General features: G+C 71.8%; 27 protein-coding genes, 4 tRNA genes and 1 other RNA gene. 11 read left to right on the top strand and 21 right to left on the bottom strand.

Annotated elements, in window-relative coordinates:
* The first annotated feature begins 133 nt into the window (after positions 1-133).
* From AB0O36_RS10215 to AB0O36_RS10180, 8 genes are all read left to right on the top strand, one after another.
* On the top strand, positions 134-451 hold the full coding sequence (locus tag AB0O36_RS10215; RefSeq protein ID WP_365106814.1) for an Lsr2 family protein: 318 nt from the start codon (positions 134-136) through the stop codon (positions 449-451).
* A 91-nt stretch (positions 452-542) separates the two neighbouring features.
* Positions 543-614 (top strand) — tRNA-Gly (locus tag AB0O36_RS10210).
* Positions 615-708: 94 nt separating this feature from the next.
* Positions 709-781: transfer RNA gene (locus AB0O36_RS10205), tRNA-Gly, on the top strand.
* A gap of 128 nt (positions 782-909) precedes the next feature.
* Positions 910-1,917: an ABC transporter ATP-binding protein gene (locus AB0O36_RS10200; protein ID WP_365106811.1), complete on the top strand. Its 1,008-nt coding sequence runs from the start codon at positions 910-912 to the stop codon at positions 1,915-1,917.
* Positions 1,914-2,687 carry an ABC transporter permease gene (locus AB0O36_RS10195; protein ID WP_365106808.1) on the top strand — a complete coding sequence of 258 codons (774 nt, stop codon included), beginning with the start codon at positions 1,914-1,916 and terminating at the stop codon, positions 2,685-2,687. Before AB0O36_RS10200 ends, AB0O36_RS10195 begins: the two co-directional genes overlap by 4 nt.
* A 43-nt stretch (positions 2,688-2,730) precedes the next feature.
* Positions 2,731-4,062: a histidine kinase gene (locus AB0O36_RS10190; RefSeq protein ID WP_365106805.1), complete on the top strand. Its 1,332-nt coding sequence runs from the start codon at positions 2,731-2,733 to the stop codon at positions 4,060-4,062.
* Positions 4,059-4,670 carry a response regulator transcription factor gene (locus AB0O36_RS10185; RefSeq protein ID WP_365106802.1) on the top strand — a complete coding sequence of 204 codons (612 nt, stop codon included), beginning with the start codon at positions 4,059-4,061 and terminating at the stop codon, positions 4,668-4,670. Before AB0O36_RS10190 ends, AB0O36_RS10185 begins: the two co-directional genes overlap by 4 nt.
* Positions 4,671-4,692: 22 nt before the next feature.
* A tRNA-Gly gene (locus AB0O36_RS10180) sits at positions 4,693-4,765 on the top strand.
* Between the two features lie 176 nt (positions 4,766-4,941).
* Here AB0O36_RS10180 and AB0O36_RS10175 read toward each other — a convergent pair.
* The 6 genes from AB0O36_RS10175 to ffs all read right to left on the bottom strand — a co-directional run bounded on the left by AB0O36_RS10175 (position 4,942) and on the right by ffs (position 13,440).
* Positions 4,942-5,841: a phosphoribosylaminoimidazolesuccinocarboxamide synthase gene (locus tag AB0O36_RS10175; protein ID WP_365106799.1), complete on the bottom strand. Its 900-nt coding sequence runs from the start codon at positions 5,839-5,841 to the stop codon at positions 4,942-4,944.
* A gap of 105 nt (positions 5,842-5,946) precedes the next feature.
* Positions 5,947-7,428 carry a N,N-dimethylformamidase beta subunit family domain-containing protein gene (locus tag AB0O36_RS10170; protein ID WP_365106796.1) on the bottom strand — a complete coding sequence of 494 codons (1,482 nt, stop codon included), beginning with the start codon at positions 7,426-7,428 and terminating at the stop codon, positions 5,947-5,949.
* Positions 7,429-7,684: 256 nt separating this feature from the next.
* Positions 7,685-9,319: a hypothetical protein gene (locus tag AB0O36_RS10165; protein ID WP_365106927.1), complete on the bottom strand. Its 1,635-nt coding sequence runs from the start codon at positions 9,317-9,319 to the stop codon at positions 7,685-7,687.
* Between the two features lie 344 nt (positions 9,320-9,663).
* A complete protein-coding gene (gene purD, locus AB0O36_RS10160) occupies positions 9,664-10,926 on the bottom strand; it encodes a phosphoribosylamine--glycine ligase (protein WP_365106793.1) in 1,263 nt (420 codons plus the stop codon).
* 60 nt (positions 10,927-10,986) lie between these two features.
* Positions 10,987-13,287 (bottom strand): DNA polymerase III subunit gamma and tau, encoded by a 2,301-nt coding sequence (locus tag AB0O36_RS10155; RefSeq protein WP_365106790.1) that lies wholly within the window; start codon positions 13,285-13,287, stop codon positions 10,987-10,989.
* 54 nt (positions 13,288-13,341) lie between these two features.
* Positions 13,342-13,440: signal recognition particle sRNA small type (ffs, locus tag AB0O36_RS10150), an RNA gene on the bottom strand.
* Positions 13,441-13,547: 107 nt separating this feature from the next.
* Between ffs and AB0O36_RS10145 the strand changes: the two genes are divergently transcribed.
* Positions 13,548-13,635, top strand: a tRNA-Ser gene (locus AB0O36_RS10145).
* 64 nt (positions 13,636-13,699) lie between these two features.
* On the opposite strand, the gene AB0O36_RS10140 is transcribed toward AB0O36_RS10145, so the two are convergent.
* From AB0O36_RS10140 to AB0O36_RS10070, 15 genes are all read right to left on the bottom strand, one after another.
* On the bottom strand, positions 13,700-14,965 hold the full coding sequence (locus AB0O36_RS10140) for a site-specific integrase (RefSeq protein WP_365106787.1): 1,266 nt from the start codon (positions 14,963-14,965) through the stop codon (positions 13,700-13,702).
* A gap of 10 nt (positions 14,966-14,975) precedes the next feature.
* Positions 14,976-15,206, bottom strand: a complete 231-nt coding sequence (locus AB0O36_RS10135) for an excisionase family DNA-binding protein (protein WP_365106784.1) — start codon at positions 15,204-15,206, stop codon at positions 14,976-14,978.
* Between the two features lie 236 nt (positions 15,207-15,442).
* Positions 15,443-16,579 carry a DUF3631 domain-containing protein gene (locus AB0O36_RS10130; protein ID WP_365106781.1) on the bottom strand — a complete coding sequence of 379 codons (1,137 nt, stop codon included), beginning with the start codon at positions 16,577-16,579 and terminating at the stop codon, positions 15,443-15,445.
* A 345-nt stretch (positions 16,580-16,924) separates the two neighbouring features.
* Positions 16,925-17,842: a bifunctional DNA primase/polymerase gene (locus AB0O36_RS10125; protein ID WP_365106778.1), complete on the bottom strand. Its 918-nt coding sequence runs from the start codon at positions 17,840-17,842 to the stop codon at positions 16,925-16,927.
* Between the two features lie 85 nt (positions 17,843-17,927).
* Positions 17,928-18,599 carry a hypothetical protein gene (locus AB0O36_RS10120; RefSeq protein ID WP_365106775.1) on the bottom strand — a complete coding sequence of 224 codons (672 nt, stop codon included), beginning with the start codon at positions 18,597-18,599 and terminating at the stop codon, positions 17,928-17,930.
* Between the two features lie 133 nt (positions 18,600-18,732).
* A complete protein-coding gene (locus tag AB0O36_RS10115; protein WP_365106772.1) occupies positions 18,733-19,212 on the bottom strand; it encodes a hypothetical protein in 480 nt (159 codons plus the stop codon).
* Between the two features lie 15 nt (positions 19,213-19,227).
* Positions 19,228-19,410: a hypothetical protein gene (locus tag AB0O36_RS10110; protein ID WP_365106769.1), complete on the bottom strand. Its 183-nt coding sequence runs from the start codon at positions 19,408-19,410 to the stop codon at positions 19,228-19,230.
* 207 nt (positions 19,411-19,617) lie between these two features.
* Entirely contained in the window at positions 19,618-21,744 is a 2,127-nt protein-coding gene (locus AB0O36_RS10105) for an ATP-binding protein (protein WP_365106766.1), read from the bottom strand.
* Between the two features lie 86 nt (positions 21,745-21,830).
* Entirely contained in the window at positions 21,831-22,046 is a 216-nt protein-coding gene (locus AB0O36_RS10100) for a DUF6257 family protein (RefSeq protein ID WP_365106763.1), read from the bottom strand.
* Between the two features lie 83 nt (positions 22,047-22,129).
* A complete protein-coding gene (locus AB0O36_RS10095; RefSeq protein WP_365106760.1) occupies positions 22,130-22,312 on the bottom strand; it encodes a hypothetical protein in 183 nt (60 codons plus the stop codon).
* Between the two features lie 43 nt (positions 22,313-22,355).
* Positions 22,356-22,736, bottom strand: coding sequence for a DUF6251 family protein (locus AB0O36_RS10090; RefSeq protein ID WP_365106757.1), 381 nt, complete (start codon positions 22,734-22,736; stop codon positions 22,356-22,358).
* A 15-nt stretch (positions 22,737-22,751) separates the two neighbouring features.
* The gene (locus AB0O36_RS10085) at positions 22,752-23,078 is read right to left on the bottom strand and encodes an RRQRL motif-containing zinc-binding protein (protein WP_365106754.1); all 327 of its coding nucleotides are present in this window, start codon (positions 23,076-23,078) and stop codon (positions 22,752-22,754) included.
* Complete coding sequence (locus AB0O36_RS10080; RefSeq protein WP_365106751.1) at positions 23,078-23,914, bottom strand: DUF2637 domain-containing protein; 837 nt, start codon at positions 23,912-23,914, stop codon at positions 23,078-23,080. The genes AB0O36_RS10085 and AB0O36_RS10080 overlap by 1 nt, the downstream gene beginning before the upstream one ends.
* A gap of 67 nt (positions 23,915-23,981) precedes the next feature.
* Complete coding sequence (locus AB0O36_RS10075) at positions 23,982-24,251, bottom strand: DUF6284 family protein (RefSeq protein WP_365106748.1); 270 nt, start codon at positions 24,249-24,251, stop codon at positions 23,982-23,984.
* A 472-nt stretch (positions 24,252-24,723) separates the two neighbouring features.
* Complete coding sequence (locus AB0O36_RS10070) at positions 24,724-25,503, bottom strand: GntR family transcriptional regulator (protein ID WP_365106745.1); 780 nt, start codon at positions 25,501-25,503, stop codon at positions 24,724-24,726.
* A 58-nt stretch (positions 25,504-25,561) separates the two neighbouring features.
* Between AB0O36_RS10070 and AB0O36_RS10065 the strand changes: the two genes are divergently transcribed.
* Both AB0O36_RS10065 and AB0O36_RS10060 read left to right on the top strand, forming a co-directional pair.
* Positions 25,562-25,987 carry an NUDIX domain-containing protein gene (locus tag AB0O36_RS10065; protein ID WP_365106742.1) on the top strand — a complete coding sequence of 142 codons (426 nt, stop codon included), beginning with the start codon at positions 25,562-25,564 and terminating at the stop codon, positions 25,985-25,987.
* Positions 25,988-26,072: 85 nt separating this feature from the next.
* Positions 26,073-26,318 carry a hypothetical protein gene (locus AB0O36_RS10060; protein WP_365106739.1) on the top strand — a complete coding sequence of 82 codons (246 nt, stop codon included), beginning with the start codon at positions 26,073-26,075 and terminating at the stop codon, positions 26,316-26,318.
* The last annotated feature ends 165 nt before the right edge of the window (positions 26,319-26,483 follow it).

Genomic DNA, 26,483 nt, shown 5'->3' with positions numbered 1-26,483 from the left:
CAATGCGCCGGAAATCGCGGTACAAAGGAATCCCCGGGATTCAACCGGGAAAGGCGCATTGTTACAAAACATCCACATGGTCGACATACCCGCACGTCAGAGGCGCGGATGTCGCACGAAGGGGCCGATATCCGTGGCGCAGCGCGTAGTAGTCACGATCTCCGACGACATCGATGGCGGAGAAGCAGCGGAAACGGTCGTGTTCGGGCTGGACGGTAAGTCGTACGAGATCGACCTCAATCCCGCCAACGCAAAGAAACTGCGTAAGAGCCTCGCGCCGTTCGTCGCCGCCGGCCGCCGGCAGGCCCGCTCCGGCAAGACCTACAAGCACACCTCCCTGGCGCCGGACCCGGCGGTCGTACGTGCCTGGGCCCGCTCCAACAACCTGGAGGTGCCGCCGCGCGGCCGGATCCCCAAGAAGGTCTACGAGGCCTACAACGCGGCGCACTGACCGCCGATTTGCCAAGCACCCGGTTCCATCCGCTAGTGTGTGGATCACGCCGAGGGGCCAGAGACCAGCAGGTCAGAAGCCCTGAAGTCGTGCGGGTGTAGTTCAGTAGCAGAACATCCCCCTTCCAGGGGGAAGGCGCAGTGTGCGATTCCTGTCACCCGCTCTGCATCTCTTTGCCAACCACCTCGGTGGATCGGGTAGAGTGGTGCTCGCACCGCCGGTGCACCTCTCGAAAGAGGGTGCGGCGCGTGATGCATGCGGACGTGGCTCAGTTGGTAGAGCATCACCTTGCCAAGGTGAGGGTCGCGAGTTCGAATCTCGTCGTCCGCTCGGTAAAGAAGACCCCGGTCATCATGACCGGGGTCTTCTGCGTTCTCCGCCACTCCCATGACATTTGTCATCGGTGTTCATGACACGGCGCACTGCTGTCGGCGCGGATCCGGCCGGAATCTGGATCCATGACCCACACCGACCAGCACGTGATCGACGTCACCGACCTGCGCCGCGGCTACACCGGAGGCTTCGAGGCCGTCCGCGGCATCTCCTTCTCCGTCGCCCCGGGCGAGGTCTTCGCCCTGCTCGGCACCAACGGAGCGGGCAAGACCTCGACCGTCGAGCTGCTGGAGGGACTGGCCGCGCCGAGCGGCGGCCGGGTCCGGGTGTTCGGACTCGACCCGTACCGGGACCGAGCCAAGGTGCGGCCGCGCACCGGGGTGATGCTGCAGGAGGGCGGATTCCCGTCCGACCTGACGGTCGCCGAAACGGTCCGGATGTGGGCCGGGGTCACCACCGGCGCCCGGCCCGGCGCCGAGGTGCTCGCGCTGGTCGGCCTGGCCGCACGGGCCGCCGTGCGCGTCAAGCAGCTCTCCGGCGGCGAACGCAGGCGGCTGGACCTCGCCCTGGCCCTGCTGGGGCGGCCCGAGGTGCTCTTCCTCGACGAGCCCACCACCGGCATGGACCCGGAGGGGCGGCGCGACACCTGGGAGCTGGTCCGCACGCTGCGCGCCGAAGGCACCACCGTCCTGCTGACCACGCACTACCTGGAAGAGGCCGAGCAACTGGCCGACCGGCTGGCGATCCTGCACGAGGGTGAACTGGTGCTGTCCGGGACCCCGGCCGAGGTGACCGCCACCCGGCCGTCCCGGATCCGGTTCACGCTCCCCGAGGCAGTGCCGGCGGCGCGGCTCCCGCTGTCGCTGCGCGCGGCGGCCGAGGGCCGGCGGGTGGAGATCCGCACCGACCGGCTGCAGGACTCGCTGGGCGTGCTGCTGCGCTGGGCCGAGGAGGCCGGGGTGGAACTCCTGGGCCTGGACGCCCGGTCCGCCTCGCTGGAGGAGGCTTTCCTGGAGATCGCGGAGAGCCGGCGCGGCACCTCGGCCGACAGGGCCGGCTCCCCCGGCTCCACGGGCCGTACGGGATCCACCGACCGCACCGACCGCACCGACACGATGGCGAGCGCCCGATGAACACGCTGACCCTGAACCCCGGCCGGCTCTTCGCCCTCGGCCGCTCCGAACTGACCCTGCTGGTCCGCAACCGGGCCACGCTCTCCATCGCCCTGATGATGCCGCTGGTGATGGTCCTCATCCTGCGGAACTCGCTCGGCGGGGTCGACCTGGAGGGCGGCGCCTCCGCCCTCGGCGCGGCCACCGTGACCGGCGGCATCGGCATGGTGCTGCTCCTGGTCGTCTACATGAGCCTGGTCTCGGCCTACGTGGCCCGGCGCGAGGAGCTGGTCCTCAAGCGGCTGCGCACCGGCGAGGCCGGGGACCTGGAGATCCTCGCCGGCAGTGCGCTGCCCGCCGTGGTCCTCGCGCTGGTCCAGGTGACCGTACTGGCGGTGGCCGGTGCCCTCGCCCTGGACGCCGGGACCCCCGACAACCCGCTGCTGCTGGTGGCGGGCGTGCTCGCGGCCGTGCTGATGCTGGCCGGGATGTCCGCGCTGACCAGTGCCTTCACCCGCAACGTGGAGAGCGCGGGCATCACCACCCTGCCGCTGTTCCTGATCAGTTCGCTCGGCTCCGGCCTGTTCGTGCCGCTGGACAACATGCCCGGCAAGCTGGCCACGCTGTGCGAACTGCTGCCGCTGAGCGGAGTGATGACCCTGGTCCGGTCCGGGTGGACGGGCACCGGGGACGGCAAGGAGCTGCTGACCGCGGCCGTCGTCACCCTGGCCTGGATGATGATCACCGTGTTTGCTGTCCAGCGGTGGTTCCGCTGGGAACCGCGGCGCTAGGCCGCGGCGGACCGCCGGAATCGGGAACGGGGGGTGTCGGCCGGTGACCGGGCTGACCCGATGGTGGACCGGCCGCACCAGTGCGGCCAAGGTCGAGCTGTACACGCGGTGGTCCTTCCACAGCTTCGTGGTGATCGAGATCCTGGCCCTCGGACTGGCCGTGCTGTCGGCCGGCGGCAGCCCCGGACCGCTCGACCTGGTCGTGGCCCTGCTGGTCGCGGGACACGCCGTGCTGTGCGGGGTGCTGTCCAAGCAGGGACTGGACTGGGCGCTGGACCGGCGGGAGCGGCCGGTGCGGCCGGCCGTGGCACTGGCCGCGGTGTCCGCGGTGGCCACCCTGCTGCTCCTCTTCCTCGACTCCGTCCGGGAGAAGGGGGATCCGCAGATCGCCCCCACCGTGATCAGCGGCCTGGTGGTCTTCGGCCTCGGCTCGCTGACCCTGGCGATGCGGAACATGCGGCAGACGTTCTGGGCGGTGCCCTCCGTCGCCGTGGCGGTCGGTCTGGCCGCATTCGCCTTCGGCGGGGACCCGGCCTCCGCACTCGGCTACACCGTCGGGCTGCTGATCGGCGGCACCAGCATCTGCTTCACCTGCGGGTTCTCGTGCTGGCTGCTGAAGACCGTCTGGGAGCTGGAGCGGTCCCGGGAGTTGAAGGCGCGGCTGGCGGTGGCCGAGGAGCGGCTCCGGTTCGGCCGGGACCTGCACGACGTGATGGGCCGCAACCTGGCGGTGATCGCGCTCAAGAGCGAGCTGGCGGTGCAGCTGGCCCGGCGCGGCCGGCCGGAGGCCGTGGACCAGATGGTCGAGGTCCAGCGGATCGCCCAGGAGTCCCAGCGCGAGGTGCGCGACGTGGTCCGCGGCTACCGGGAGGCGGACCTGGCGGTGGAGCTGGAGGGCGCCCGCGGGGTGCTGGCCGCGGCCGGCATCGACTGCCGGCTGGAATGGGCGGACCGGCGGGCACTGCCCGGTGCGGTGCAGTCCGTGCTGGGCTGGGTGGTCCGCGAGGCCGCCACCAACGTGCTCCGGCACGGGGACGCCCGCAGCTGCCTGGTCCGGCTGGCCGCGGAGCGGGACGGCGGGCTGGCGCTGGTCGTCGAGAACGACGGCGCGCCCACGGAGCCCTCCGGGCGCCCCGGTTCGGGCCTCGCGGGGCTGCGGGAGCGGCTGGCGGTGCTCGACGGCACGCTGGAGGCCGGGACGGTCGCGGGGGGCCGGTTCCGGCTGACGGCGCACGTGCCGGTGGCGGCACTGCGGCACGAGGAGGCCGACGGGCCCGGGATCCCCGGGCCGTCGAGGACCGGGGCGGCGGATGCCGCCGGGACCACCGGGGTCAACGGGACCACCGGGATCACTGAACGGGGGGTGCGGGCGTGAGCCCCGTACGCGTACTGCTGGCCGACGACGAGCACCTGATCCGCGGCGCGGTCGCCGCACTGCTGGCCCTGGAGGACGACCTGCTGGTCGTCGCCGAGGCCGCGTCGGGGCCCGAGGCGCTGGCGATGGCCCGGGCCCACCGTCCGGACGTCGCGGTGCTGGACATGCAGATGCCGGGCGCGGACGGTGTGAGTGTCGCCACACTGCTGCGGGCCGAACTCCCCGACTGCAAGACCATGATCGTGACCAGTCACGGCCGGCCCGGACACCTGAAGCGGGCCCTGTCGGCCGGGGTGCGGGCCTTCGCGCCGAAGACCGTCTCGGCGCAGAAGCTCGCCGAGATCATCAGGGCCGTGCACGGCGGAGGCCGGTACGTGGACCCGGAGTTGGCGGCCGACGCGATCAGCGCCGGGGACTCCCCGCTGACCGCGCGCGAGGCCGAGGTCCTGGAACTCGCAGCGGACGGGGCGCCGATCGCGGAGATCGCCGAACGGGCCGCGCTGTCCCAGGGAACGGTCCGGAACTACCTCTCGGCGGCGGCCGCGAAGCTCGGCGCGGAGAACCGGCACACGGCAGTTCGTCTCGCACGCGAGCGAGGTTGGGTATAGTGGGTCTCGCGCTACGGCGCCTGCGGACGTGGCTCAGTTGGTAGAGCATCACCTTGCCAAGGTGAGGGTCGCGAGTTCGAATCTCGTCGTCCGCTCAGATGGAAGGCCCCGGTCATCACGACCGGGGCCTTCTGCGTTTCCCGTGTTGCACGGCTTCCCGCGCCGTGGCCGGCCGCCGTGGCCGACCGGCGGACGGCGGACGGCGGACGGCGGTCGGCGGTCGGCGGTCGGCGGTCGGCGGTCGGCGGTCGGCGGTCGGCCACGGGTGTGGCTACGCCCAGGTCTGGCCGGTGAGGCGCTCGTAGGCCTCGACGTACTTGGCGCGGGTCGCGTCGACGACCTCCTGGGGCAGCGGCGGCGGCGGGGTCTCGCTCTTGCGGTCCCAGCCGGAGGCCGCCGAGGTCAGCCAGTCGCGGACGAACTGCTTGTCGTACGACGGCTGGGCGCGGCCCGGCTCCCAGGAGTCGGCCGGCCAGAAGCGGGAGGAGTCCGGGGTGAGCACCTCGTCGGCGAGCACCAGCTCCCCGTCGGCGAAGCCGAACTCGAACTTGGTGTCCGCGAGGATGATCCCGCGCTCGCGGGCGATCTCCCGGCCGCGGCCGTAGACGGCGAGGGTGGTCTGACGCAGCAGGGCCGCGGTCTCGGCGCCGACCTGGCGGGCGACCTCCTCGTAGGAGACGTTCTCGTCGTGCTCGCCGACCTCGGCCTTGGCGGCCGGGGTGAAGATCGGCGCGGGCAGCTCGGAGCCGTCGACCAGGCCCTCGGGGAGGGCGAGCCCGCAGACCGTACGGGTCTGCTCGTACTCGGCCAGACCGGAACCGGTGAGGTAGCCGCGGGCCACGCACTCCACGGGGACCATGTCGAGGTTCCTGCAGACGAGCGTGCGGCCCTCCCAGTCGGCGGGGGCGCCGGCCGGGACGGCGGTGCCGACCACGTGGTGGGGGACGAGGTCGGCGAGCTGCTCGAACCACCACAGGGAGAGCTGGGTCAGGACCCGGCCCTTGTCGGGGATCTCGCTCGGCAGGACCCAGTCGTAGGCGGACATGCGGTCGCTGGCGACCATGACGAGGTTGCCGTCCTCGTCACGGTAGAGGTCGCGGACCTTGCCGGTGTGGAGGTGGATGAGGCCCGGAACCTGAACCGGCTCGGGCTTTACTACGAATCCGGACACGAGGTCTCCCTGTGGTTCTGTATGAGCACACCGATTCTCCCGCACGCGGTCGGCTGTGCTCGTCAGGGGGTCTCGGGTCCGGCCGGTCCGGCGCGCGGATTCCGGTCAGTCGCGTTTGCAGATCCGGTCCAGGAGGTTGGCGGTGGCCCGCTGGACCCGCTCGTCGACGTGCCCGGGGCGGTCCAGCGCCGGGGACCAGGCGAACGTGCCGGAGGCGAAGACCAGGGCGCCGCTGGGGGCCCGGTAGAGGGAGGTCTCCTGGTGCCGGCGGTGGCCCGCGCCGTCCTGGTACGGGGAGTGCGCGAGGAGGATCCGCTCCTGGTGCACGGGCAGCTGGGTGCGCGGGAAGTAGCGGTCGGCCTCGCCCGCGACCAGGCCGTCGAGCTCGTCGTTCTCGACCGCTCCGGTGGCCTCCCACAGCCAGTGTGAGGCGTTGCGCACGATCAGGGGGGCGGGCTCGGGGACCCGGCCGGCGTACTGGATGCCCAGCAGCTGCTGTTCGGGGCGGTCCACCTCGCGCCACAGGGCCGGACGGCCGGGCCCGCGGCGTTTTCGGCAGGTCAGCAGCCGGTCGGGGACTCCCGAGGGGGAGGGGCTGAGCTCCACCTGCCAGTACATGGTGTTGGCGGAGAGGAAGACCAGCGAGGTGCCGTGGTCTCGGGCCCGTTCGGCGGTGCGGCGCATGGGCACCGACCAGTACTCGTCGTGGCCGGGGAAGACCAGGCCGCGGTAGCGGGTGGGGTCGACCCGTCCGGCGTGCAGGTCGCGGGTGTCGGCGTAGGCGAGGTCGTAGCCGTACCGCTCGGCCCAGCGGATGAAGTCGTAGGCGTGGCCGACGTGCAGGGGCAGGCCCGCCCCGGCGTAGGGGCGGTCGAAGGAGACGGTGACGGCCGCGTCCTGCTCGCCGAGCAGCCGGCCCTCCTCGTCCCAGGCGTGGTAGAGGCTGGCGCCCGTGCGGCCGTCCTCGGGATAGAGGTTGTACGCCTGCCAGGTGACGTCCGGGAGCAGCAGGAGGAGGTCGGCGGGGTGGTCGTCCCGGACGGTGAAGGGGATGTGCGAGCGGTAGCCGTCGGCGGTGGTGAGCACGGCCACGTACGCCCCGACGTTCCAGTAGCCGGGCACCTGGAGCCGCCAGGAGAGCCACCAGTGGTGGCAGGAGACGGTGCGGTCGGCGGTGAGCGGGGCGGGCTGCACGATGCCGGACAGGCGGGGGCTGGAGTGGACCTTGGAGGCGCCGTCGCCGCCGTAGTGCCCGATCCGGTAGATGTCGACCGAGAACTCCTGGGGCGGGTCCACGGTGATGTGGAAGTCGATGGCCTCGCCCGGGCTGACGGCTCCGGTGGAGGCGAAGCCCTTGATCTGGCGGTGTACGTCGTCCGCGGTGCGGGGGCCGCCGGCGGGCCGGATGCGGTCGTCCCCGGCGGCACGGGGCGCGGGCAGGTCGACGTACCAGGGCACGACCTGGCCGGTGTCGTCGAAGTACAGCTCGCTGCCCCGGAACCACGGAAGCGGTCCCTGCCCGAAGGGATCGGTCACCGCGTGCGCGAGCGCACCCGACTCCCAGCGCCGGATCTGGTCCGCACCCATTCCGCTCCCCTCCCTCGCTCCCCCGAACGTGTGGACGTACGTCGTCGCGGTGTCGCCCGCGACCGGTCCCAGCACATCACATAACGCACGCACTCCGTCACCGTTCGTCGCGAATTGACGGTAACGGACTGGCAAGATCCGCTTGCTGCCGTCACTTCCGCTCACCGCCGTCACCGCAGCCGCCATCGAGGAGCTCACCGCGGACGTCACCGCGGACGCCACCGCGGACGCCGGCGCCGCCCGGCCGGAGCGGGGCTCAGACCAGGCGGACCGGCTTCTCCGGGCGGACGCCGACCTCCGCGAGCCAGTCGCGCAGGGGGGCCGCGTCGCCGTCCTCGACCAGGGACAGCACCCGCGGGGCCAGGTCGGTGCGGCGTTCGCCGCCGACCAGCAGGACCGGGCCGTCGAGCCAGTCCAGGCCCGGGGCGGCGCCGGCGGAGTCCACCGCGGCGCAGCACACCATGGCCGTGACATGGTCGGCGAGCAGGTCCCGGCCCGTCCGCGGGGGCTGCAGCGGGAACAGCGGCACCGCGTCCGAACCGCGCGCCTTGGCCGCCTGCGCCCCGGCCGCCCGCTCCTGGCGGGCCACGTCGCCGCTGAGCCGCCCGGCCAGGGTCTCCCCCGCCGTGCCGCACTCGTCGGCCAGGTGGGCCAGTACGCGCTCCAGGGTGGGACCGGCGTACAGGTCCCCGCCGCCGGGGACGGAGGGTGCCGCCGGCGCCACGGGGGCTGCGGCGACGCCCGGGGGTGCCGCGACGGCGTCCAGGGCGGCGTGCAGCCGGGCGGCCTCCATGCGCCACTTCCGGTCCACGACCTCCTCCGGGTAGGCCGTCCAGTCCACCGGGGACCAGTCCGGCCCCGCTTCGGCCGGACCGCCGTGGAACAGCCGGGCCGCCAGCAGCGAAGCCGCCTCGTCGACCAGACCGGGCTGTTCCAGCAGGTCACAGGCCGGCCGCTCGCCCAGTCGGGAGGTGAACCCCTCGGCGAGCCGGTCGCGGCGGGACAGCTCGGTCAGTGCCGAGACCACGCCCGCGTCCAGGTGGGCCGGCCAGCGGCCCATCCGCCAGGCCGGCAGCGCGACCCGGGTCAGCAGCCGGTCCCAGCCCGCGTAGGCCAGCCCGACCTGCTCCTGGGCGACGATCCGCAGCCCGTAGTCCACCCGCTGGGCCCGCTCCGAGGCGGCCGAGGCCACCCCGCGCTCCATCTCGGTCGCGTCCTCGCGGCACAGCCGCAGCAGCAGCCGGGCCGAGCGGGCGATCCAGCCCAGGCCGGGCCTGTTGCCCACGTCCACCGCCGCGTCCAGGCCGCGCACGAACCGCCGCGCCTCCGCTATGTCGGGCAGCGCCGAGGGGCCCGTACCGGCGACCACCGGGGCCAGTACGGCCCGCAGCTCGCCGACGCGCATCCACCACAGGAACGGGGAGCCGATGACCAGCACCGGGGCGGCCTGCGGCACGTCCGGGGATATGCCCTGGCGCCGGTGGGCGGCGTGGGTGCGGTCCTCCAGCCAGCTGTCGCAGTCCGGCGTCAGCGCTATCGCCGACGGCGCCGGCACGTCCAGCCGGTCGGCCAGGTCCCGCACCAGCCGGTACAGATCGGGGGCGGCCGCCTCCGGGACGGGCACCGTCGGCGTGACGGCCGGGCTCGCCCGGTGCACCACCGCGGCGAAGATCCCCGCGGCCAGCAGCACCAGCGCGGCGACCGCGCACACGACGAGGGTCACGGCGGGCCAGGGGTCCCCGGTCAGCCTTCCCGTCGTCAGGGCTGCCACCAGCACCACCCCGAGGGCGGCGGGGAGCAGTACGACGGCCAGTGCCCTGCTGCGCACCCGCAGCACGGCAAGGGCCCGGTGACGCGCGGACAGCGCGCCGACCTCCACGATCGACTCCATGGTCGAACCGGTTCCGGACACGGCCGGACCTCACCCCCTCTGCCCTGCGGCGGCTTTGCTCACTCCCCCACTGTGACACTCGCCACTGACATCGCAATGCCGGTGGTCCATGTGCCGGAACTCGCACCGGGCCACCGCCGGAACGCTTGCGCCGCACCCTAGTTGGGGCGGAGGGGGCCGTCAGGCAAAGCGCACATCGATCACCCGATGGAATGGCTTTGGGTAAAGCTGGGTGCGTTCGAAGGCGGCTGGATGCAGTCGCACGCGGCGGGCCCGGGCGCGTCCACCGCGCCCGGGCCCGCCGCCCGCGCTCCTCGCCGGCTTCCCGGCAGCTCAATGGCCGGTCAGCGGCCGTCAGCGCCTTCGGCCGCCTTGGCCGCGATGTCCGTGCGGTGCTGCGCACCGTCCAGCCGGATCCGCGCCACGGCCTTATACGCCCGCTCGCGCGCCTGCGCCAGATCGGAACCGGTCGCGGTGACGGAGAGGACCCGTCCGCCCGCACTGAGGACGGCGTCGCCCTCCCGGCGGGTGCCGGCGTGCAGCACGTACGCCTCCGGCCCGTCCTGCGCGGCGACCTCGTCCAGCCCCTCGATGGGGTCGCCGGTGCGCGGGGTGCCCGGGTAGTTGTGCGAGGCCAGCACGACGGTGACCGCGGCGTCCTCGCGCCAGTTCAGCGGGGGCTCGGCGTCCAGCGTGCCGTTGGCGGCGTTCAGCAGGACGCTCGCGAGCGGGGTCCGCAGCCGGGCCAGCACCACCTGGGTCTCGGGGTCGCCGAAGCGGGCGTTGAACTCGATCACCCGGATGCCGCGCGAGGTGATCGCGAGGCCGGCGTAGAGCAGGCCGGAGAACGGGGTGCCGCGGCGGTGCAGTTCGTCGACGGTCGGCTGGAGGACGGTCTCCAGGACCTCCTCGACCAGCTTGGGGTCGGCCCAGGGCAGCGGCGAGTAGGCGCCCATGCCGCCGGTGTTGGGACCCTGGTCCCCGTCGAGGGCCCGCTTGAAGTCCTGGGCGGGCTGCAGGGGCAGCACGGTGACGCCGTCGGTGATGGCGAAGAGGGAGACCTCGGGGCCGTCCAGGTACTCCTCGATGACCACGCGGTCGCAGGCGAGGGCGTGCTCGCGGGCGGCGTCGCGGTCCTCGGTGACGACGACGCCCTTGCCGGCGGCGAGGCCGTCGTCCTTGACCACGTACGGGGCGCCGAACGCGTCGAGGGCGTCGTCGATCTCCTGTGGCGTGGTGCAGACGTAGGAGCGGGCGGTGGGCACGCCGGCCGCGGCCATCACGTCCTTGGCGAACGCCTTGGAGCCTTCCAGCTGCGCGGCCTCGCCGGACGGGCCGAAGACCGGGATGCCGGCCGCGCGGACGGCGTCGGCCACGCCGGCGACCAGCGGGGCCTCCGGGCCGACGACGACCAGGCCGGCGCCGAGATCGGCCGCGAGCCCGGCGACCGCGGCGCCGTCGAGGGGGTCGACGTCACGCAGCTCGGCCACATCCGCGATTCCCGCATTACCGGGGGCGCAGTACAGCGCGGTGACGTCGGGGTCGAGGGACAGAGAGCGGCACAGGGCGTGTTCGCGGGCGCCGCCGCCGATGACGAGGACCTTCACGGGGTGCAGCCTAGCCCGCACCCCCGACGGACCTTCGTGCGGCCACCCAATTCCGTGGCCCTATTCGTTCGTGTATTCCTCCACCACCGTGGCGCCGAGCTCGCGCACGATCAGGTCGTGTCCGCTGAGCGCGCTCTCCACGAGGTCCGGGTCGTCGTCCTCCGGGACGTCGTCCTCGGGCGCGACCGGCGGCGGCGCGTCGTGGACGGGCGAGGGCGGCGCCACCGCGGCCTGCGGGGGCGCGGCCTGACCTACGGAGCCGTGGCCCTGCGGCGCGGGGGCGGCCGGGGGCGGGGGGTAGGCGGGCGCGGCCGGGGCGGCGTAGGAGGCGGCGGCCGGGGCGGCCGGGCCACCGCCGCCGACCACGGCGTCGATCTTCCAGTGCACCTGGAACTGCTCGGCCAGGACCGCCTTGAGGACGTCCTCGCTGCCGCTGCTGGAGAAGTTGTCCCGCGCTCCGGGGTTGGGGAAGCCCAGCTGGAGGGTGCTCCCGTCGAAGCCGGTGACCTGCGCGTTCTGGCTGAGCAGGATCCAGGTGAAGCGCCGCCGGTTCTTGACCGCCTCCAGGATGCCCGGCCACATGGCCTGCACCTGGCCGGCCCCGGCGGCCATGCCGGGGGAGGGCGCGGCCGGCTGCGCGGCGGCGGCCGGAGCGGCCTGGGCGGGCGGGGCGGACGGAGGCGCGGGGGTGGCCGCGGGGATCCCGCCGCCCGGCCGGGCGGCGCCGGGCCAGGCACCGGCCTGGCTGCCGGCGGCCCCGGCACCGGGCTGGGCCGCACCGGGCCAGGCACCGGGACCGCCCGCGGCGGGGGCGGGTGCGGACGGGGCGGGTGCGGCTGCGGCCGGGGCACCGGACCCCGGCTGGGCCGCGCCCGGCCAGGCGCCGGGCGCCGGGGCGGCCGGCGCCGCGACGGGCGCGGGTGCGGCCACCGGAACGGCCGCGGGAGGCGTCGCAGGAGGAGCCGTGGGCGGAGCGGCGGGAGGAGTGGCGGGCGGAGTCACGGGAACGGCCGCCGGGGCGGGCTCGGCGGGAGCCGGCCCGGCCGGGGCCGCCTGGCCGCCGCCGCGCACCGCGGCACGGGCCGCCGCGACACCGCCGCCGGGCTGCACCGGCGCGCCGGCCGGCGCCATCCCGTGGGCCTCGGGCCCGGGCACGTACCCCATCGCCGGAACCCCGGCGGGCGCCGCGGACAGCACGGCACCGGCGCCCCGCTCCAGCCGGTCCAGCCGGGCCTGGAAGGAACGCTCGTCGTCGAAGGCGGCGGGCAGCAGCACCCGCGCGCAGATCAGCTCCAGCTGCAGCCGGGGCGAGGTCGCCCCGCGCATCTCGGTCAGACCCGTGTTGACCAGGTCGGCCGCACGGGAGAGCTCGGCGGCGCCAAAGACCTGGGCCTGCGCCTGCATCCGCTCCACCACGTCGGCGGGGGCGTCGATCAGCCCCTTCTCCCCCGCGTCGGGGACCGCCGCCAGGATCACCAGGTCACGCAGCCGCTCCAGCAGGTCCGCGACGAACCGGCGCGGGTCGTTGCCGCCCTCGACCACCCGGTCGACCACCTCGAAGGCGGCCGCGCCGTCCCCGGCCGCGAACGCGTCGACCACCGAATCGAGCAGCGAGCCGTCCGTGTAGCCGAGGAGGGACGTCGCCATGGCGTACGTCACACCCGCCTCGGCCGCACCGGCCAGCAGCTGGTCCATCACGGACATCGAGTCACGCACCGACCCGGCACCGGCCCGCACCACCAGCGGCAGCACGCCGTCCTCGACCGGGATGCCCTCCCGGCCGCACACCTCGCCCAGGTACTCGCGGAGCGTGCCGGGCGGGACCAGGCGGAAGGGGTAGTGGTGCGTCCGGGACCGGATGGTCCCGATGACCTTCTCCGGCTCCGTGGTCGCGAAGATGAACTTGAGGTGCTCCGGCGGCTCCTCGACCACCTTCAGCAGGGCGTTGAAGCCCGCCGAGGTGACCATGTGGGCCTCGTCGATGATGTAGATCTTGTAGCGGCTGCTCGCCGGCCCGAAGAACGCCTTCTCCCGCAGGTCACGGGCGTCGTCCACGCCACCGTGCGAGGCGGCGTCGATCTCGATGACGTCGATCGATCCCGGGCCGTTGCGCGCGAGGTCACGGCAGGACTGGCACTCCCCGCAGGGCGTCGGCGTGGGACCTTGCTCACAGTTCAGACAGCGGGCCAGGATCCGCGCACTGGTCGTCTTGCCGCAGCCGCGCGGACCGCTGAACAGGTACGCGTGATTGACCCGGTTGTTCCGCAGGGCCTGCATCAGCGGGGCAGTGACATGCTCCTGCCCGATGACCTCGGCGAACGACTCGGGGCGATAGCGGCGGTACAGCGCAAGGGACGACACGCTTACGAGGTTATCCGGGCCCGCCGACAACGGGCGGCCACCGGCCCGCCCGGGAACGCAAGCGCCCCCCACGCACCCGCCAGAGCCCACTTACCCTTGCTGCCTTCCGGCCCTGGGGGAGTTGGGTGAGATAGCGCCACGTGAGGGGCTGGCCCCAGGGTAGCGGATGGATGGCCGTCGGATCGACTCCGCCCCCTCCCGGATCCACCGCCGCCGATCACGGTCGCTAGCACCCCTCAACGTCTTGTATTGTTTGCGGCGGAGGATTCGCCTAGAGGCCTAGGGCGCACGCTTGGAAAGCGTGTTGGGGGCAACCCCTCACGAGTTCGAATCTCGTATCCTCCGCCAGCTCAGAGGGCCGGATCGCGCAAGCGGACCGGCCCTCTGGCGTTTCCCCGTCTCAGTTTCCGTCTCAGTTGCGGTCTGGCGGGCCCTCTCCGGCCGCCCCGGCGCCGGTACCCCAGAGCGCTTCCCCGACCTGCTGAGCGACCGTCGCCAGCTGCGGACCGGTCACGTGCATGTACCGGGCCCGCATCCGGGCAGACCCTCCCGGCTCCCATCCCATGATGGCGTCGACCACCACATCGGGGACCCGGAGGAGCAGCAGGACCGTCCCGGCGGTGTGACGGGCGTCGTGCAAGCGCCCGTCCCTCACCCCCGCGTCCTGCAAAAGTTGCTTCCACTGGTGGTAGTCCGTGTTCGGGATGAGCGGCCCGCCGGTCGGCTGAGCGAAGACGTACCCCTTGTCCTGCCACTCCACCGCGGCAACGTCCCTCTCTCGCCGCTGCTCCTCCTGGTGCTTCTGGAGCAACTTGATCAGCGGTCCCGGCAGCCCGATCGTCCGGCGGCCGGCGCGCGACTTGGTGTTCTTGAACTCGCGGCGGATCTGTTCGCGCTGCGGGCAGTACCCGGGCTTCCGGCCGCAGGGGTCCTCACAGCCGTGCGCGTACTTCGGCCGTAGGCGGTTCTTGCGGATCCGGATGTACCCGGCGCCAAGGTAGACGTCCTCCCACATCAGCCCGAGGGCTTCGCCCTGGCGCAGCCCGAGTGCCAGGGCGATGACCCATCGGGCACTGTTCCGGAGCTTCGACGCCTCCAGGAGCAGGCTCTGAATCTCTTGGATGGTGTACGGCTCGATCTCTTCTTCTTCGAGCCTGGGCGCCTTGGCGATCTCAGCAGCGTTCTTGGCGACGTGGCCGCGACGGACCGCTTCGCTCAGGGCGACCCGGATGGTGCGGTGGACGTGATGAGCGGTCCCGGCGGCGCTGCCGTTCCTCTGCATCCGGGCGTAGAACTCCTCCAGGTGCTCCGGATCCAGGCGCTCCAACTTGTGAGCCCCGAGACCGGGCACCAGATGCACCCGAACATCGACCTCGTAGCCGTCGTAGCTGTTCTCACTGACGTACTTCTTGGCGATGTTCTCCACCCAGTGCTCCAGCCACGTCTTGACGGTCCACTGTTGCCCCGCCTTGCGCACGGTGCCGGCGTCGCGCTGGCGCTCCAGCTCGCGGACAGCCTGAGTGACCTCCGAACGCGTCTTCCGTTCGACGTGCCGCCGGTCGGGCTTGCCGTCCGGCCGGACGCCGACGGTCACGCGCCCGTGCCACTTTCCGTCCTTGCCGAAATAGATGGACGACCCACCGTTCGGCTGACGGGTGCGCTTGCTCTTCTCTTCCACGGATGTCCTCTCAGGCCGCAGTCGCGGCGGTGCCATGGGTCCTGCGGAGACGGGCTACGTAGTCGTTCAGCGCGTCCGGCGGCACCCTGCGGAGGCGGCCGACAGGGACGGACTCCAGCTCGCCGGAGCCGATGAGCCGAAAGCAGAGGGTCCGGCCAATACGGAGGCGCCGAGCAGCTTCCTCCACAGTCAGCAGGACCAAGGTGGGGTCGTCGGGCTGTTCGCGGTCAGGCGTAGGCATGCGTCCTCGTTCCCTCCTCCCTGAAATGTCCGCTACTGCCGCTACTCCGCTACCGCGCAGGTCAGGAGCCTGTTTTCGGTAGCGGGTGGGGTAGCGGTAGCGGATGAGTGGGCCGCCCCGGCGGGTGGCCGGGGCGGCGGGGGTAGCGGTGTTCTTCCGCTACCTCGGGTGCCGCCGCTACCTCTGGCGGATGCTCTGACCTGCGAGGTAGCGGCGGTAGCGCTGGTAGCGCTGTTTCAGGGGAGGGGGGTCGGGGGTGGGCAGTACCGCGCCCACGCGTCGGCGAGGTCGGTGGCGTAGTAGCCCTTGAGGACGGAGCCGCCCATCTTGATGTTCCGGGCGACGACGGGGCGGCTGTCGGCGGTGGTGTACTCGCGGAGCATCTGGCCCAGGCCGCGGGCGTCGAGCGGCCGGCCGTTGATGTCCCCCCAGGGCGCTTCGTCCAGCGCCCGGAGCTGTTCGAGCACGGCGGATGTGGGCAGGCGCGGGATGTCGCCGAAGACGTGGTCGCGTAGGTCCGTGAGCAGGCGGACACCCAGGCTGCTCTTGTCGTCGGCCTGCGAGGCAGTGACCAGCTCCACGCACGCCGCGCGGGCCCGCTCCGGCCAGTCCCCTCCGGCCGCGTCGGCGACGGCGAGGAGCGGCTCCCACACGTCCGCGGGCCGGTCGGTCACCCCGTCGGGCATCACCGGGAAGGCGCCGCTGATCCGGTCGCGCACGGCGTCGGCCCACGCGGCGAGACGGTCCCTCAGGGCGTGGCCTTCGCTGGTGTGGAGTCGGGCGCGGAAGGGTTCGGCGTGCTCGTTTCGGGCCCGCCGGCGCATCCGGACGATGACCGAGCGGGTCAGGATCGTGTCCGGCAGGGACCCGAGTCCGGCCACGGCGACGGCGCAGTACGAGGGGAACGGCACCACGGTCTGATTGCCCCCGTCCCCCACACACCGGTACATCACCCCGGAGCGTCGGTGTCCGGCGTTGATGAACCCGCGCAGTTCCTCGTTGTCTCCGGCCTTGGGGCCGAAGACGGTGTCGATCTCGTCGAACAGGACGGTGGGCCGTCCCTCGCCCATGGACACGGCCCGGAACAGCGCGGCGGCGGACGCGTTGACTGCCACCATCGGCGTGGGGACCAGGGTTTCCACGATCTCCAGGGCACGGGACTTGCCGGAGCCGGGTTCCGGGGAGAGGAACGCCAGGCGCGGGGTGGCGTCGAAGCAGTCGAGCAGGTGCGCGTGCGCGTCCCACAAGGTCACGGCGACGTAGGCGCCTTCGGTGGGGAAGACGTTGAACCGTCGGTGGAACCGCTCGATGTCGCCCAGCAGCACCGCGCCGGGCGTCGTCTCGGTGGTCTGCTCGGTGTGGGTGAGGGTCATGCAGCGTTCCTCGTTTCCTGGGCAGCCCTGAGCGGGCAGACGGCGCGGTGGTTGTCGTGGCGCTGGATGAGTGCCTTGATGTCCCGGGGGCCGGTGGCGGTCTCGTCGTGCTGGCCGCACTGGCACACCGAGGTCGCCGTGGGCTCGGCGCGGTAGGGGGCCCTGATGGTCAGGACGGCGACGATGTACCGGCCATCGGTCGGGCGCGGGTCAGGGCTTGAAGGGACGCCCCAAGGGGCGACGACTTTCGGCGCTCCACTGCCGTCTCGGGCGGGGGCCGGTTCGGCGGGGCTGGTCCCGGTGGGGCTGTCGGATTGGCTGTTAGCCGGGGGGGTTCGCGGCTGGTCATGCCGTCGCCCGGGTGCTGGGGTTGTTGGCGATGGACCAGTTCAGTGCGCTGGTGATCGCGGAGCGGTACTCGTAGGGCTTCAGGCCGGCCGCTTCCGCCCCCCAGCTAAGAGCCTCCTCGACCTCCGGGCGGTCGAGGTCGCCGGACGCGATCAGCCGCCCGAGGGCTCGCGCGGCCCGAACGAGCACCTTGTTCCGATCACCCTCAACGGCTGTCTCGACGTTCCGGCGCTCGTTCCGCAGGGCGGCCGCGGCGTAGGCGGCCCTCCGCCCGGCAGGGGCCCCGGAGATGTGGAGGCGGGGGGCGGCCTTGATCCGGGGCGGGGCCGTCAGTCGGGCGTGCAGCCACGCGGGGAGCGGGGCGGGGGGCCGGTCGTCTGTGATCTCGTAGCGTCCGGCCGGGGTGATGCTGCCCGGGGCTACGACGTAGCCGCCCCACGCCCGGGTGTCGATGTGCCGGCCGAGGACGTCCGCCGTGCAGCGCATCCTGGTGTCGGGCGGGGCCGTGAAGTAGAGGTGCAGCCCGCCGGACGGGGTGGCCACGGTGTGTGTGTCCGGGAGGGTCTCGCCCAGGGTCGTGCACAGGTTGTGGAGGATCTCGCGGCCGTGATGGGTGCCGGGCGGGTCGGAGGGCTTGGGCGGGTCGAGGTCAACGACGACCAGCCCGGCCGGGCCGGTAGCGAGCCCAACGTTGTACGCGCGGGTGGCCCACGCGGCGCGGATCCGGTCGGGGTCAGTGGTAGCGCGCTGCTCGGGCTTGGCGTGCCCGTCGGCGCAGTCTCCGGTACGGGGGCAGGCGGTTTCGCCGTGGAGGGCGGAGACCTTGGAGCCGGGCCGGAGTGGGATCACGGGCCAGCCCCGGGCGGCTGCCGCTAATGCTGCGGTCAGCAGCGCGGACGGGTGGTGATGGGTCATGCTGGCGTTCTCCAGTTCTCGTGAGTGCTGGGAGACAAGGGCGGCCCCGGTTCATTGGCGTGAGAGGGGGCCGCCCTTGGCGTAGCTAGCTGTGGGTGTGCTGCTTGCGGGGTTCGAGCAGGGCGAAGCGCAGGGCTGTCTCGGCGTGTTGGCCGTACGTGTACGTGGCTTCGGGCAAGCCCTCCGCGACGCGGTATGCGTCGTGCATCGCGGATGCTTCGTGGTCGGCGAGGTGGTATTCCGCGTTGAGGTCGCTGGCGTACTCGGCGGCTGCTTCGAGGCGCTCCATCTCGGAGAGGGCGCGATCGAACTCGGTCTTGCCGCTCCAGCGCTTCAGTGCCTCGAATGCCTGGGAGCTGGGGTACGCCTCGCCCGGGATGACGTAGGACCCCTGGTCGGTGCGGTCCAGCTCCACCGCGGGCGGCTGCCGGCCGTCGAGGACCTGCCGGATGGCCCAGGTGGCGCCGTAGGCATAGCCCTCCGTGGTCTGGGCGTAGAGCCGACGGAGCCGGTCCGCGTGCGTGCGCTGGTGGTCCGCGATGACGAACAGCGCGTGGTCGTACGGCCGGAACGGCACCGTGCTCCGTCGGCTGGGAAGGGCGAGCTCCCCGTCATGGGACCGCAGGCGGTCAAGGTCGTACTGGTCGCTGGTGATGCTCGCGGCCTGGTAGGCGCGTTGGGCCTCTCGGGCTGCAGCACCGAGGGCGTGCACGCTGTCGGTCAGGGTCTCGAACCAGGGCAGAACAGTGCGGGTCATGGGGTCTCTTTTCGGAGATGGCAACGGGTCAGAAATCGGTGAAGGCGGGGTGGACGGGTTCGCGGCCTGGGGTGCGGCCGAAATCCGCAGAGGGCGGCCGGCTCCGTGCTCCGGCGAGACTAAAGTCGCCCCTTCACTGGTGCTGGTTGGCCCAATGGGCGTACTGCTGGCGGACGTAGGACCGCGGGTCGCAGATGACGTTGGTGCCGTCAAGGTCCATCAGGCGGCGGGCGGCCACGACGGCCAAGTCGGAGGCGTCTGCGGGACCGTGTCCGTCCTGCTCGTCGCCGAGGGCGATGCGGTCGAGCAGCGCGGCCTTGCGCAGCCAGAACTCCCGGCTCTGGACGCCGGTGACGGTGCCGAGACCGTCGCGGACGTGCCTTGCCGTCCAGCCGATCTCGCTGATGACCGAGGGCGCCTTGGTGTAGGCGACCTCCGGCGCCGGCCACACGCTGGTGTCCTCAGTGCGGTGGTCCGCGGTGACGTACAGGCGTTCCTTGCCGGGGGTACGGGAGGGAAGGCGCCGAGTCGGGCCGGTGGTGAAGGCACGGCCGAGCCGGTCGGTGATGGTGGGGGTGTCGGTGGGGTCGCAGATGATGCGGATCTCGAACACGGGCGGTTCTCCTTGCTACTGGGTGGGGATGGCGCGGACGAGTTCGGTGATGGCGTAGAGGACGGGTTCGCGGGCTTCGGTGCAGCCGATGAGGAACCCGAGCAGGACGGCGACGACGGCGGAGCCGTAGCCGAGGTACTGGTGGCGCAGGAGTCCGTAGAGGGCGGCGCCGAGGGCGAGGATCAGGACTATGACCACGGTCGTGCTCCTTCCTGACAAGGGGCGGCTGAGCTCGGGCAGGGAGGCAGGCGAGTGGGCGCCGAAGAGGGCCCTGGGGGTGTTCTGGGGCCTGTTTCGGGGGTGCCTCCCTGCCTCCCTGGGAGGGTGTTTGTGCAGGTCAGCGTCAGGGAGGTGCCCCAGGGAGGCGGGTAGGGAGTTCTCCCTGCCTCCCTGGGCGGCTCCCTGCTACTCGCTGGCCGCTTCGGGGCTGTCGGCGTCGCGCTGGGCGAGGGCTCGAAGGACCTTGGCGCGGTCGACGACCATCCGCCCGTCGGACTTCCGGGGCGAGGCGCCAGCGGCGTCGAGCACGTCCTTGAGGTCGGCGAACGTCCACTCCCGGTAGGCGCCCGGGTTACGGTTCGCCAAACCGGCAAGGACCTCCTGCGTCCGCATCCGCGGGCTGTCGCCGAGGACAGCGGCGATGTCGGCCAGCGGGTCGAGGCCCTCACCTGACTGTTCGGCGGCCCGGGTGGCGACCGCGCCGCGCAGGGCCTTGGCCCGGTCGGCGATCGCGGTGCCCTGCTCGGTGTCGATGTAGTGGGTCCGCACGGTGATGGATGCCTGCCCGGCGGGGATGCTGATGCCGTCCGAGGCGACGACCACGGTGCCCTTGTCCAGCCCTTGCCGGAGCAGGTGCGGGGCGGCTCCGCCGTCAACGGCCTTGTCCCCGAGGGCCATGCGGGCCTGGGATTCCGTGCCCAGGGCGAGAGAGCCTCGGGTGTGGGCGCCTTCGCGGACGAGCTTGGGGAGGTTCTGGTCGGTGGGGTCCTGGGTGCCCTCGAACAGCAGCACGTCCACGGCCCGTCCCTGGTTGTGGATCTTCCGGGCGGCCATGAAGTACCGGGAGGTGGCCTTGGACCCGCCATAGGGGCGGGGGTCTTCCTTGCCGCCGGTGGCCGGGCACATGAACGCGACCTGCGCTTCGTCGACGATGCCGATCAGCGGCTCGAAGACGGTCCCGGGCGGGGCCTGGAGACGGCGCTCCATCTCGGCGACCATTTCCTCCGCCATCAGCGTGGCGTCGATGACGTGGTCATCGGTCGGCCCCTGGATGAGCGTGGTGGCGAGCCCGTCGAACATGGCCCAGTCACCGGCGCCCTTGAGGTCGGCGATACGGAGCTCGACCGTGGGGTCGAGGGCGAGCCACAGGGCGAGAGCGCGCAGGGCGGCGGTCTTGCCCTGGTTGGACAGACCGGTGATGAGCAGGTGCCGCTGATACAGGCTGATGAGGGCCGCGTCCCCGCGCAGGTCCTGTCCCCACGGAGCCTTGCCCTTGCGGTAGTCGGCCTTCAGTGTCTGGTCGATAACGAGCGGGGAGGGGCCGATCGGCTGGTCGAGGGCGCCGGAGTCGGCGATCCATAGCCGCACGGTGCGGGCTGCTTGCGGGATGGTGATGAACACCTCGTGCTCGTGCCGGGCGAGGTTCTCAGCCAGCTTCCGCCGACGGCCCTGGACCTCGGCGGTGGAGACACCCGAGGGCAGCGTGACGTCGACCTCGACGCCGCATCCGGCGATCCGGATCGGCCCGAGCATCGCGGCGCCGGCGTCGCCCATGTCCTTGATGGCGTTGCGCAGGGCGGGGACGCCGAGGTCGCGCAGGGCGGTGACCACAATCGAGGGTGTGATCGGGGCTCCGGCATCATCGCGGGCCTGCGCGGGCAGCACCCACGCGGGTGCGGTCTGGCGCTGCTTGCCCAGTGCCCACAGGGCGGCGAGGGCGGCCCAGGGGCCGACGGTGACCAGCGGCCCCCACACCACCGTGGCGATCACGGTCACCCACCGGACCAGCTCCACGGCGGCGGCGAGCGGGCCGAGGATGTCGGAGGGATCCTCATTGGCTATGGCCAGCACCAAGCCGAGGGCGAGCAAGCCGCCCAGCGTCAGCGCGGTGCCGGTGACAGCACTGCGGGCCAGGTCCTGGGGCGCTGTGATGAGGTCCATGCGGCGGCGGTGCCGGTCGGAACGGAACCGGTGGAGCCGGTCCTCCCAGACCTTGGCTTCCTCCCACTGTCCGGCCGCCTCGGCCGCGCGGAGCATCCGCTGATACCGGGAAGCGGTACGGCCGTCCCAGGCCCGGCGGCCCGCGATACGGGCACCGCCCAGGATGTAGAGGCCGTGGCGGGCGAACATGCGGGCCGCGGTGCGGGTCCGGTCGTGCGTCACCGCGCCCGCCATGGCACGCGCGGTGCGCTTGAAGAGACGGATGGACTTCGCGGTCAGCGTCGGGTCCGGGGCGGGCGGGACGAGGGTGAGCGGTTCGGCGGGGGCCGGTTCGGTCGGGGTTTTGAAGAGGGGTACGACGTTCTCGGGCATGCTGGGGAGTCCTGTCTCGTGATGAGCGGGCAGGGGCCTCGGGGCGGCCGTCCCGGCCAAGGAATCGGGCCGCCCCGGGGGCGCAGCTACTTGCCGTTGCGGCGGGTCTCGGCCGCCTGCTCCTTGCGCTTGAGCGCCTTCTTCTCGATGCGCTCGACCTTGCGCTTCAGATCGCCGAGGTGGACGGTCTCGCTGGCGATGCCGCGCTTGGCCATCCGGGCGATGTTCCAGACGATCGCGGCCTTCTCGCCGGTGGTGAAGTCGGAGAACCGCAGGTCGTCGTAGTCGTCGTTGCGGGCCATGGCAGGTTCCCTTCCGGGCCGGGGCTGTCCCAGCTCCCCTCACCACCCGGGGACCATGCGGTCCGGGTGGATCGGGCAACCGGTCAGCCGCGGCGACGCCGGAGCAGGACGGTCAGCACAAGCAGGGTCTCGACCGTGAGAAACGCGATCCAACCGGCCTGGCGGCCCGCGTGCCGCTGGAAGGCGAGCAGGGCCACGCCGAGGGCGAGACCGGCGAACGTGACGAGCAGGAGGCGCAGGGCGCCGAGGACAGCGTGCCGTTCCATGACTACTCCCTGATCCGGGACGAAGGGGGTGACGGAGGGCCGGTCAGCGGCGGCCACGGCGCGCCCGAGCCACGTTCTTCGCGGCCTGCGCGCCCTCGGGACTGCCGATGGATTTCACGACCGTGTGCACGCCCCAGCCGAGCATCAGCGCCAGGAACGCCAGGAACGCGAAGTTGGCCGCAATCGCGGTCAGGGCCGCGACGAGCAAGGGGCCGAAGTAGACGCCGGCCGCGACAGTGCCGGCGCCGATGCCGGAGCCGAGCGCGATGCGCTGGATGGTTCGGTCGGGCGGTGCCTGGTGGATGTGCTGGTGGACGACCTGCGGGCCGGAGTAGGCGGCGGGCAGCTGGTCGGCGTAGACGTGGGTGCCGTCCGGGAGCCGGACCACGGAGGCCGGATGGATGGGCTCGGGCAGGTGGTTCACACTGGTTCTCCCTTCTCAGGGCTCGGGGTAGGCGCAGGGCACGCATTCGCCGAGCGAGGCGGGGATGACGTATCCGGCGTCCCGCCGGCAGGTGGGGCAGGTCCGCCGGGCACGGTTGGCCCGGTCCAGCGCGGCGCGCATGGCGGCCGTCATAGGCCGGACGGGCTTGGCGAGGTCGATCCGGTAGAGGTAGGCGACCAAGGGGCCGCGCCGGTACCGGGGGCGCTGCAGTTCTGCGACGACGTCCTGGCCACCCGGGCGAAGTCCGGCGGCACGTAATTGCCGGCGGGTGGCGAGTCCGTCCGGTGCGAGCCGCCAGGTGTAGACGGGTATCGCGCCCATCAGGCAGTCACCGCCTCAGCAGCGGTGCCGTCCTCGCGCTCGGCGCGCAGGGTGTCCCGGAGCATCCGGCCGTTGGCCGGAGAGGTGCGGAGGGCCTGGCGGAGTCGATCGGCTGTCAGTTCCTTCGCCGACCACGACTCCGTCAGAGCACGCGCTTCGGTGAGCAGTTCGTCTTGGGTGCGGGTCGGTCGGGTCGATCGGGCAGCTGCCGGGATCCGACCGGTCGCCCGACGCGGTCGCGGCCGATCGGCAGCGAGCACCGCGACCGGCTTTCCGTCCGTGCCGATCAGCAGGTCGCCCGACTCGATCAGCTCCGGCGCCGGAGCCGGCAGGGCGGGCGGTTCGGGGGCCTCGGGCTGGTCAGGAATGGATTGCTTTGTCGATTCTTGTACCGATTCCTCCGCAATCGGGTCGGTGGGGGGTCGGTGGTGGAGGACCTTGCCGACCAGATCCGATCCGAAGTAGATCGACCCGACAGGCAGCGACGCGGCCAGCAGCACCAGCGCCCAGTTCACCGGACCGAACTCCGCGAGCCGACTCCAGTCGCCGGCCGATCGGCCGTGCAGTCCGTGCACGTAGTTCAGCACCAGCGAGGCGGCCGTGTAGGAGGCCAGCACCCGCAGCGCGAACCGCCGATCGGGTCCGGTCAGGACCAGCGCGGCGACCAGAGCCAGGGCCATCAGCCCGTCGACCACGAACGGGTACAGGGTCGCGGCGGTCTCATCCGCCCCGATCGTCTTGGCCACGTCCTTCAACGCGTTCCAGGACACCCGGAACGCCATCCCGACCACACCGACCAGCGCGGCCACCAGCGCGACACGCGCCTTGCCGCTCACTGCCCTGCCCCCGCACCACCGCGGCCGGGGGCGATCGGCGTCCAGAGCCCACCGAACGGCGGGCCACTCACGCCGCATCCCTCGGACGCGAGTGAGCCGCGAGCTTGTCCGCCAGGGTCCGGCGCTCGGCCAGCACCCGCCGACGGGCCCGGCGCAGGCGCCGTTCGTCCAGCTCGGTCGGCACACGGTCGAGCAGGGCGATCCTGACGTCGAGCTCGTCGACCTCCGCCGAGATGACCGGCATCTCCAGCTCGATCGCATCCAGCTCCGCGCCCATCGGCTCACGGTCGAACCAGTCCGCGGTAACAACCGCCTGAACAGCAACGATGGTCTTCATTGGGTCTTGCTCCTCTCACACAGGAACGGGACCGAACAGCAGCCCCGGCGTTGGCCCGCCGGGGCTGCGCGTCGTTGTGAAGCAGGAAGAACTCCGACTCCCTGCAACCCCGCCCGTACCGCGCCGAAGCGCGGGACGGGCGGGGGAGGCAGTCGGCCTCTCCAGCGAGCGAAGAGGCTGAGCAGTGCGAATGTCTCCTTCAGAGCTGCAGCTCCCGTGTCAGGTAGAGCCGCCATGTCTGGCGAAGGCGTACGGAGACGTGACCTTTCGGTCTAAGCCCTCCGGAATGACCAGGGTCCGGGATGCGCCCTCGGCCCGCTCTGTCCCGGGCCCCTTTGCACAGCTACGTAGCTCCTATGCACATGTACTCATGTGCAGGAGTCACGAGTAAGAGAGTGGACCCACTCATGTACATGAGTCAACCCGCCTAGCCGTGCTGGGGTATCGGAGCCGCTAGAAACCAGCCAGAGCGTCAGTCTCCAGCTGGGATCCGGTAATCGAGAACGAACTGGTCAGCAGCCATGAGGGTGTCGCAGACTTCTACGATCCGGCCATCCTGCGAACGAGCGTTGCGAGTCAGGTGGATGATGGGCGATCCGGGGCTGAGACTGAGCGCTGCCGTCTCAGCCTTGCTGGCCAGTCGTACACGGATCGTCTCGGCGAACTCTGCGAGCACGTGTCCGTGCTCTTCGAGGCGGGCGTAGATGCCGCCCCCACCAGGGTTCTCCTGGAACAGCTCCGGGATGTCCTTGGAGATGTCCCAGGGAAGGTACGACGTCGCCTCTTCCGTCGGGATGCCGTCGCTGAAGTAGAGCCGGCGGCGGGCAAGGACCTTCGAGCCCGGCGGTACCGACAGGCGTTCCGCGATTTCGTCGGGGGCCTCGATGGGGCCGACGTAGAGCACTCGAACGCTCGGAACGCTGCCCGACTGCTCGGCTTCGGCCAGGTACGCGGCCTTGCCCGCCGTGCGGTGCGACCTCCGGAAGCGCTCGGAAGACTTCCGCTGGACCGGCGGCCGACTCCGGACGTACGAGCCCTTGCCGTGGTGCGTCACGATCAGGCCCGTGGTTCGCAGCTCGGTCATCGCCTTGCGCACGGTGCCCTGAGAGACGCCATACCGCTCCATCAGCTCAGACTCGCTGGGAACCTGCTCACCGGGCCGCAGGACCAGGTTCTTGATCTGCTGCCCGAGGTCGTCCGCGATCTGTAGGTAGCGTGGCTTTCCGGAATCCCTGGAAGTTGTAGGGCTCATGTCCTGCTGCTTCTCCTAGACTCATGTATATGAGCAACGCTACCCGGAGGGCGCGTCGATGCCGCTTCACTCGGTCTCAGTCGCGGGCATCGTCGTACGTGACGACGGCCGCGTTCTCGTAATCCGTCGCGCCGACAACGGCACCTGGGAGCCGCCCGGCGGGGTGCTGGAACTGCATGAGCGCCCGGAGGACGGGGTCATCCGAGAGGTGCTGGAAGAGACGGGTATCAACGTCTCGGTTGAGCGCCTGACCGGGGTCTACAAGAACATGAGCCGGGGCGTGGTCGCCCTGGTCTTCCTGTGCCGGCCGATCAGCGGTGAGGAACGGACCTCGTCAGAGTCGACGGCAGTTGAGTGGGTCACTCCTCGTGAGGTCGAGCATTCGATGGCGGAGGTCTTCGCTGTCCGCGTGCTGGACGCACTTGATGACTCGGCCCCCCATGTGCGGTCCCATGATGGCCGCCAGCTGCTCAGGTCCGCGTAGCGACGAGGACGCATAGACGGCACGCTCAGAACGGCCCCGGAGCACTAGCCTGTGCCTCCCACTAAGCACACCTCAGGGAGCCCACGTGACCGATTTCAACGCCGGGTCTGTGTTCGTCGAGATTCCGATCATGTTGTCAAGCGACTCGGGGCGCGAGAAGCACGTCGACCTCGACGAGCAAGGCGCCTACCTGTACTACGCGATCAAGAAGGTCCTCGATGAGATCCGCGCGAACCCCGAACTTCAGGGCATAGCCATCCAGGAAGCCCAGTACTGGGGCACGCACTGCCGGCCCACCGCGACAGACCCTGTGTTGCCCGCGGCCGAGTAGCCCCGTCTCACTTTCCGTCTCATTCATCCACGTACGTCGGCGTTCACCAGCGTGCAAGCTGCGGATCTTCGGGGGCCAACGAACGTCCGTGAACGCAGGTGAACGCAGGTGGATATGGCCCTCATCTGCGCAAACAGACTTGGAAAGCGTGTTGGGGGCAACCCC

It is taken from the genome of Streptomyces sp. NPDC089799 (genome assembly GCF_040684755.1).
Lineage (GTDB): Bacteria > Actinomycetota > Actinomycetes > Streptomycetales > Streptomycetaceae > Streptomyces.
Note: the sequence above shows the minus strand (reverse complement) of the source record. Positions and strands in the feature narration are given on the sequence as shown.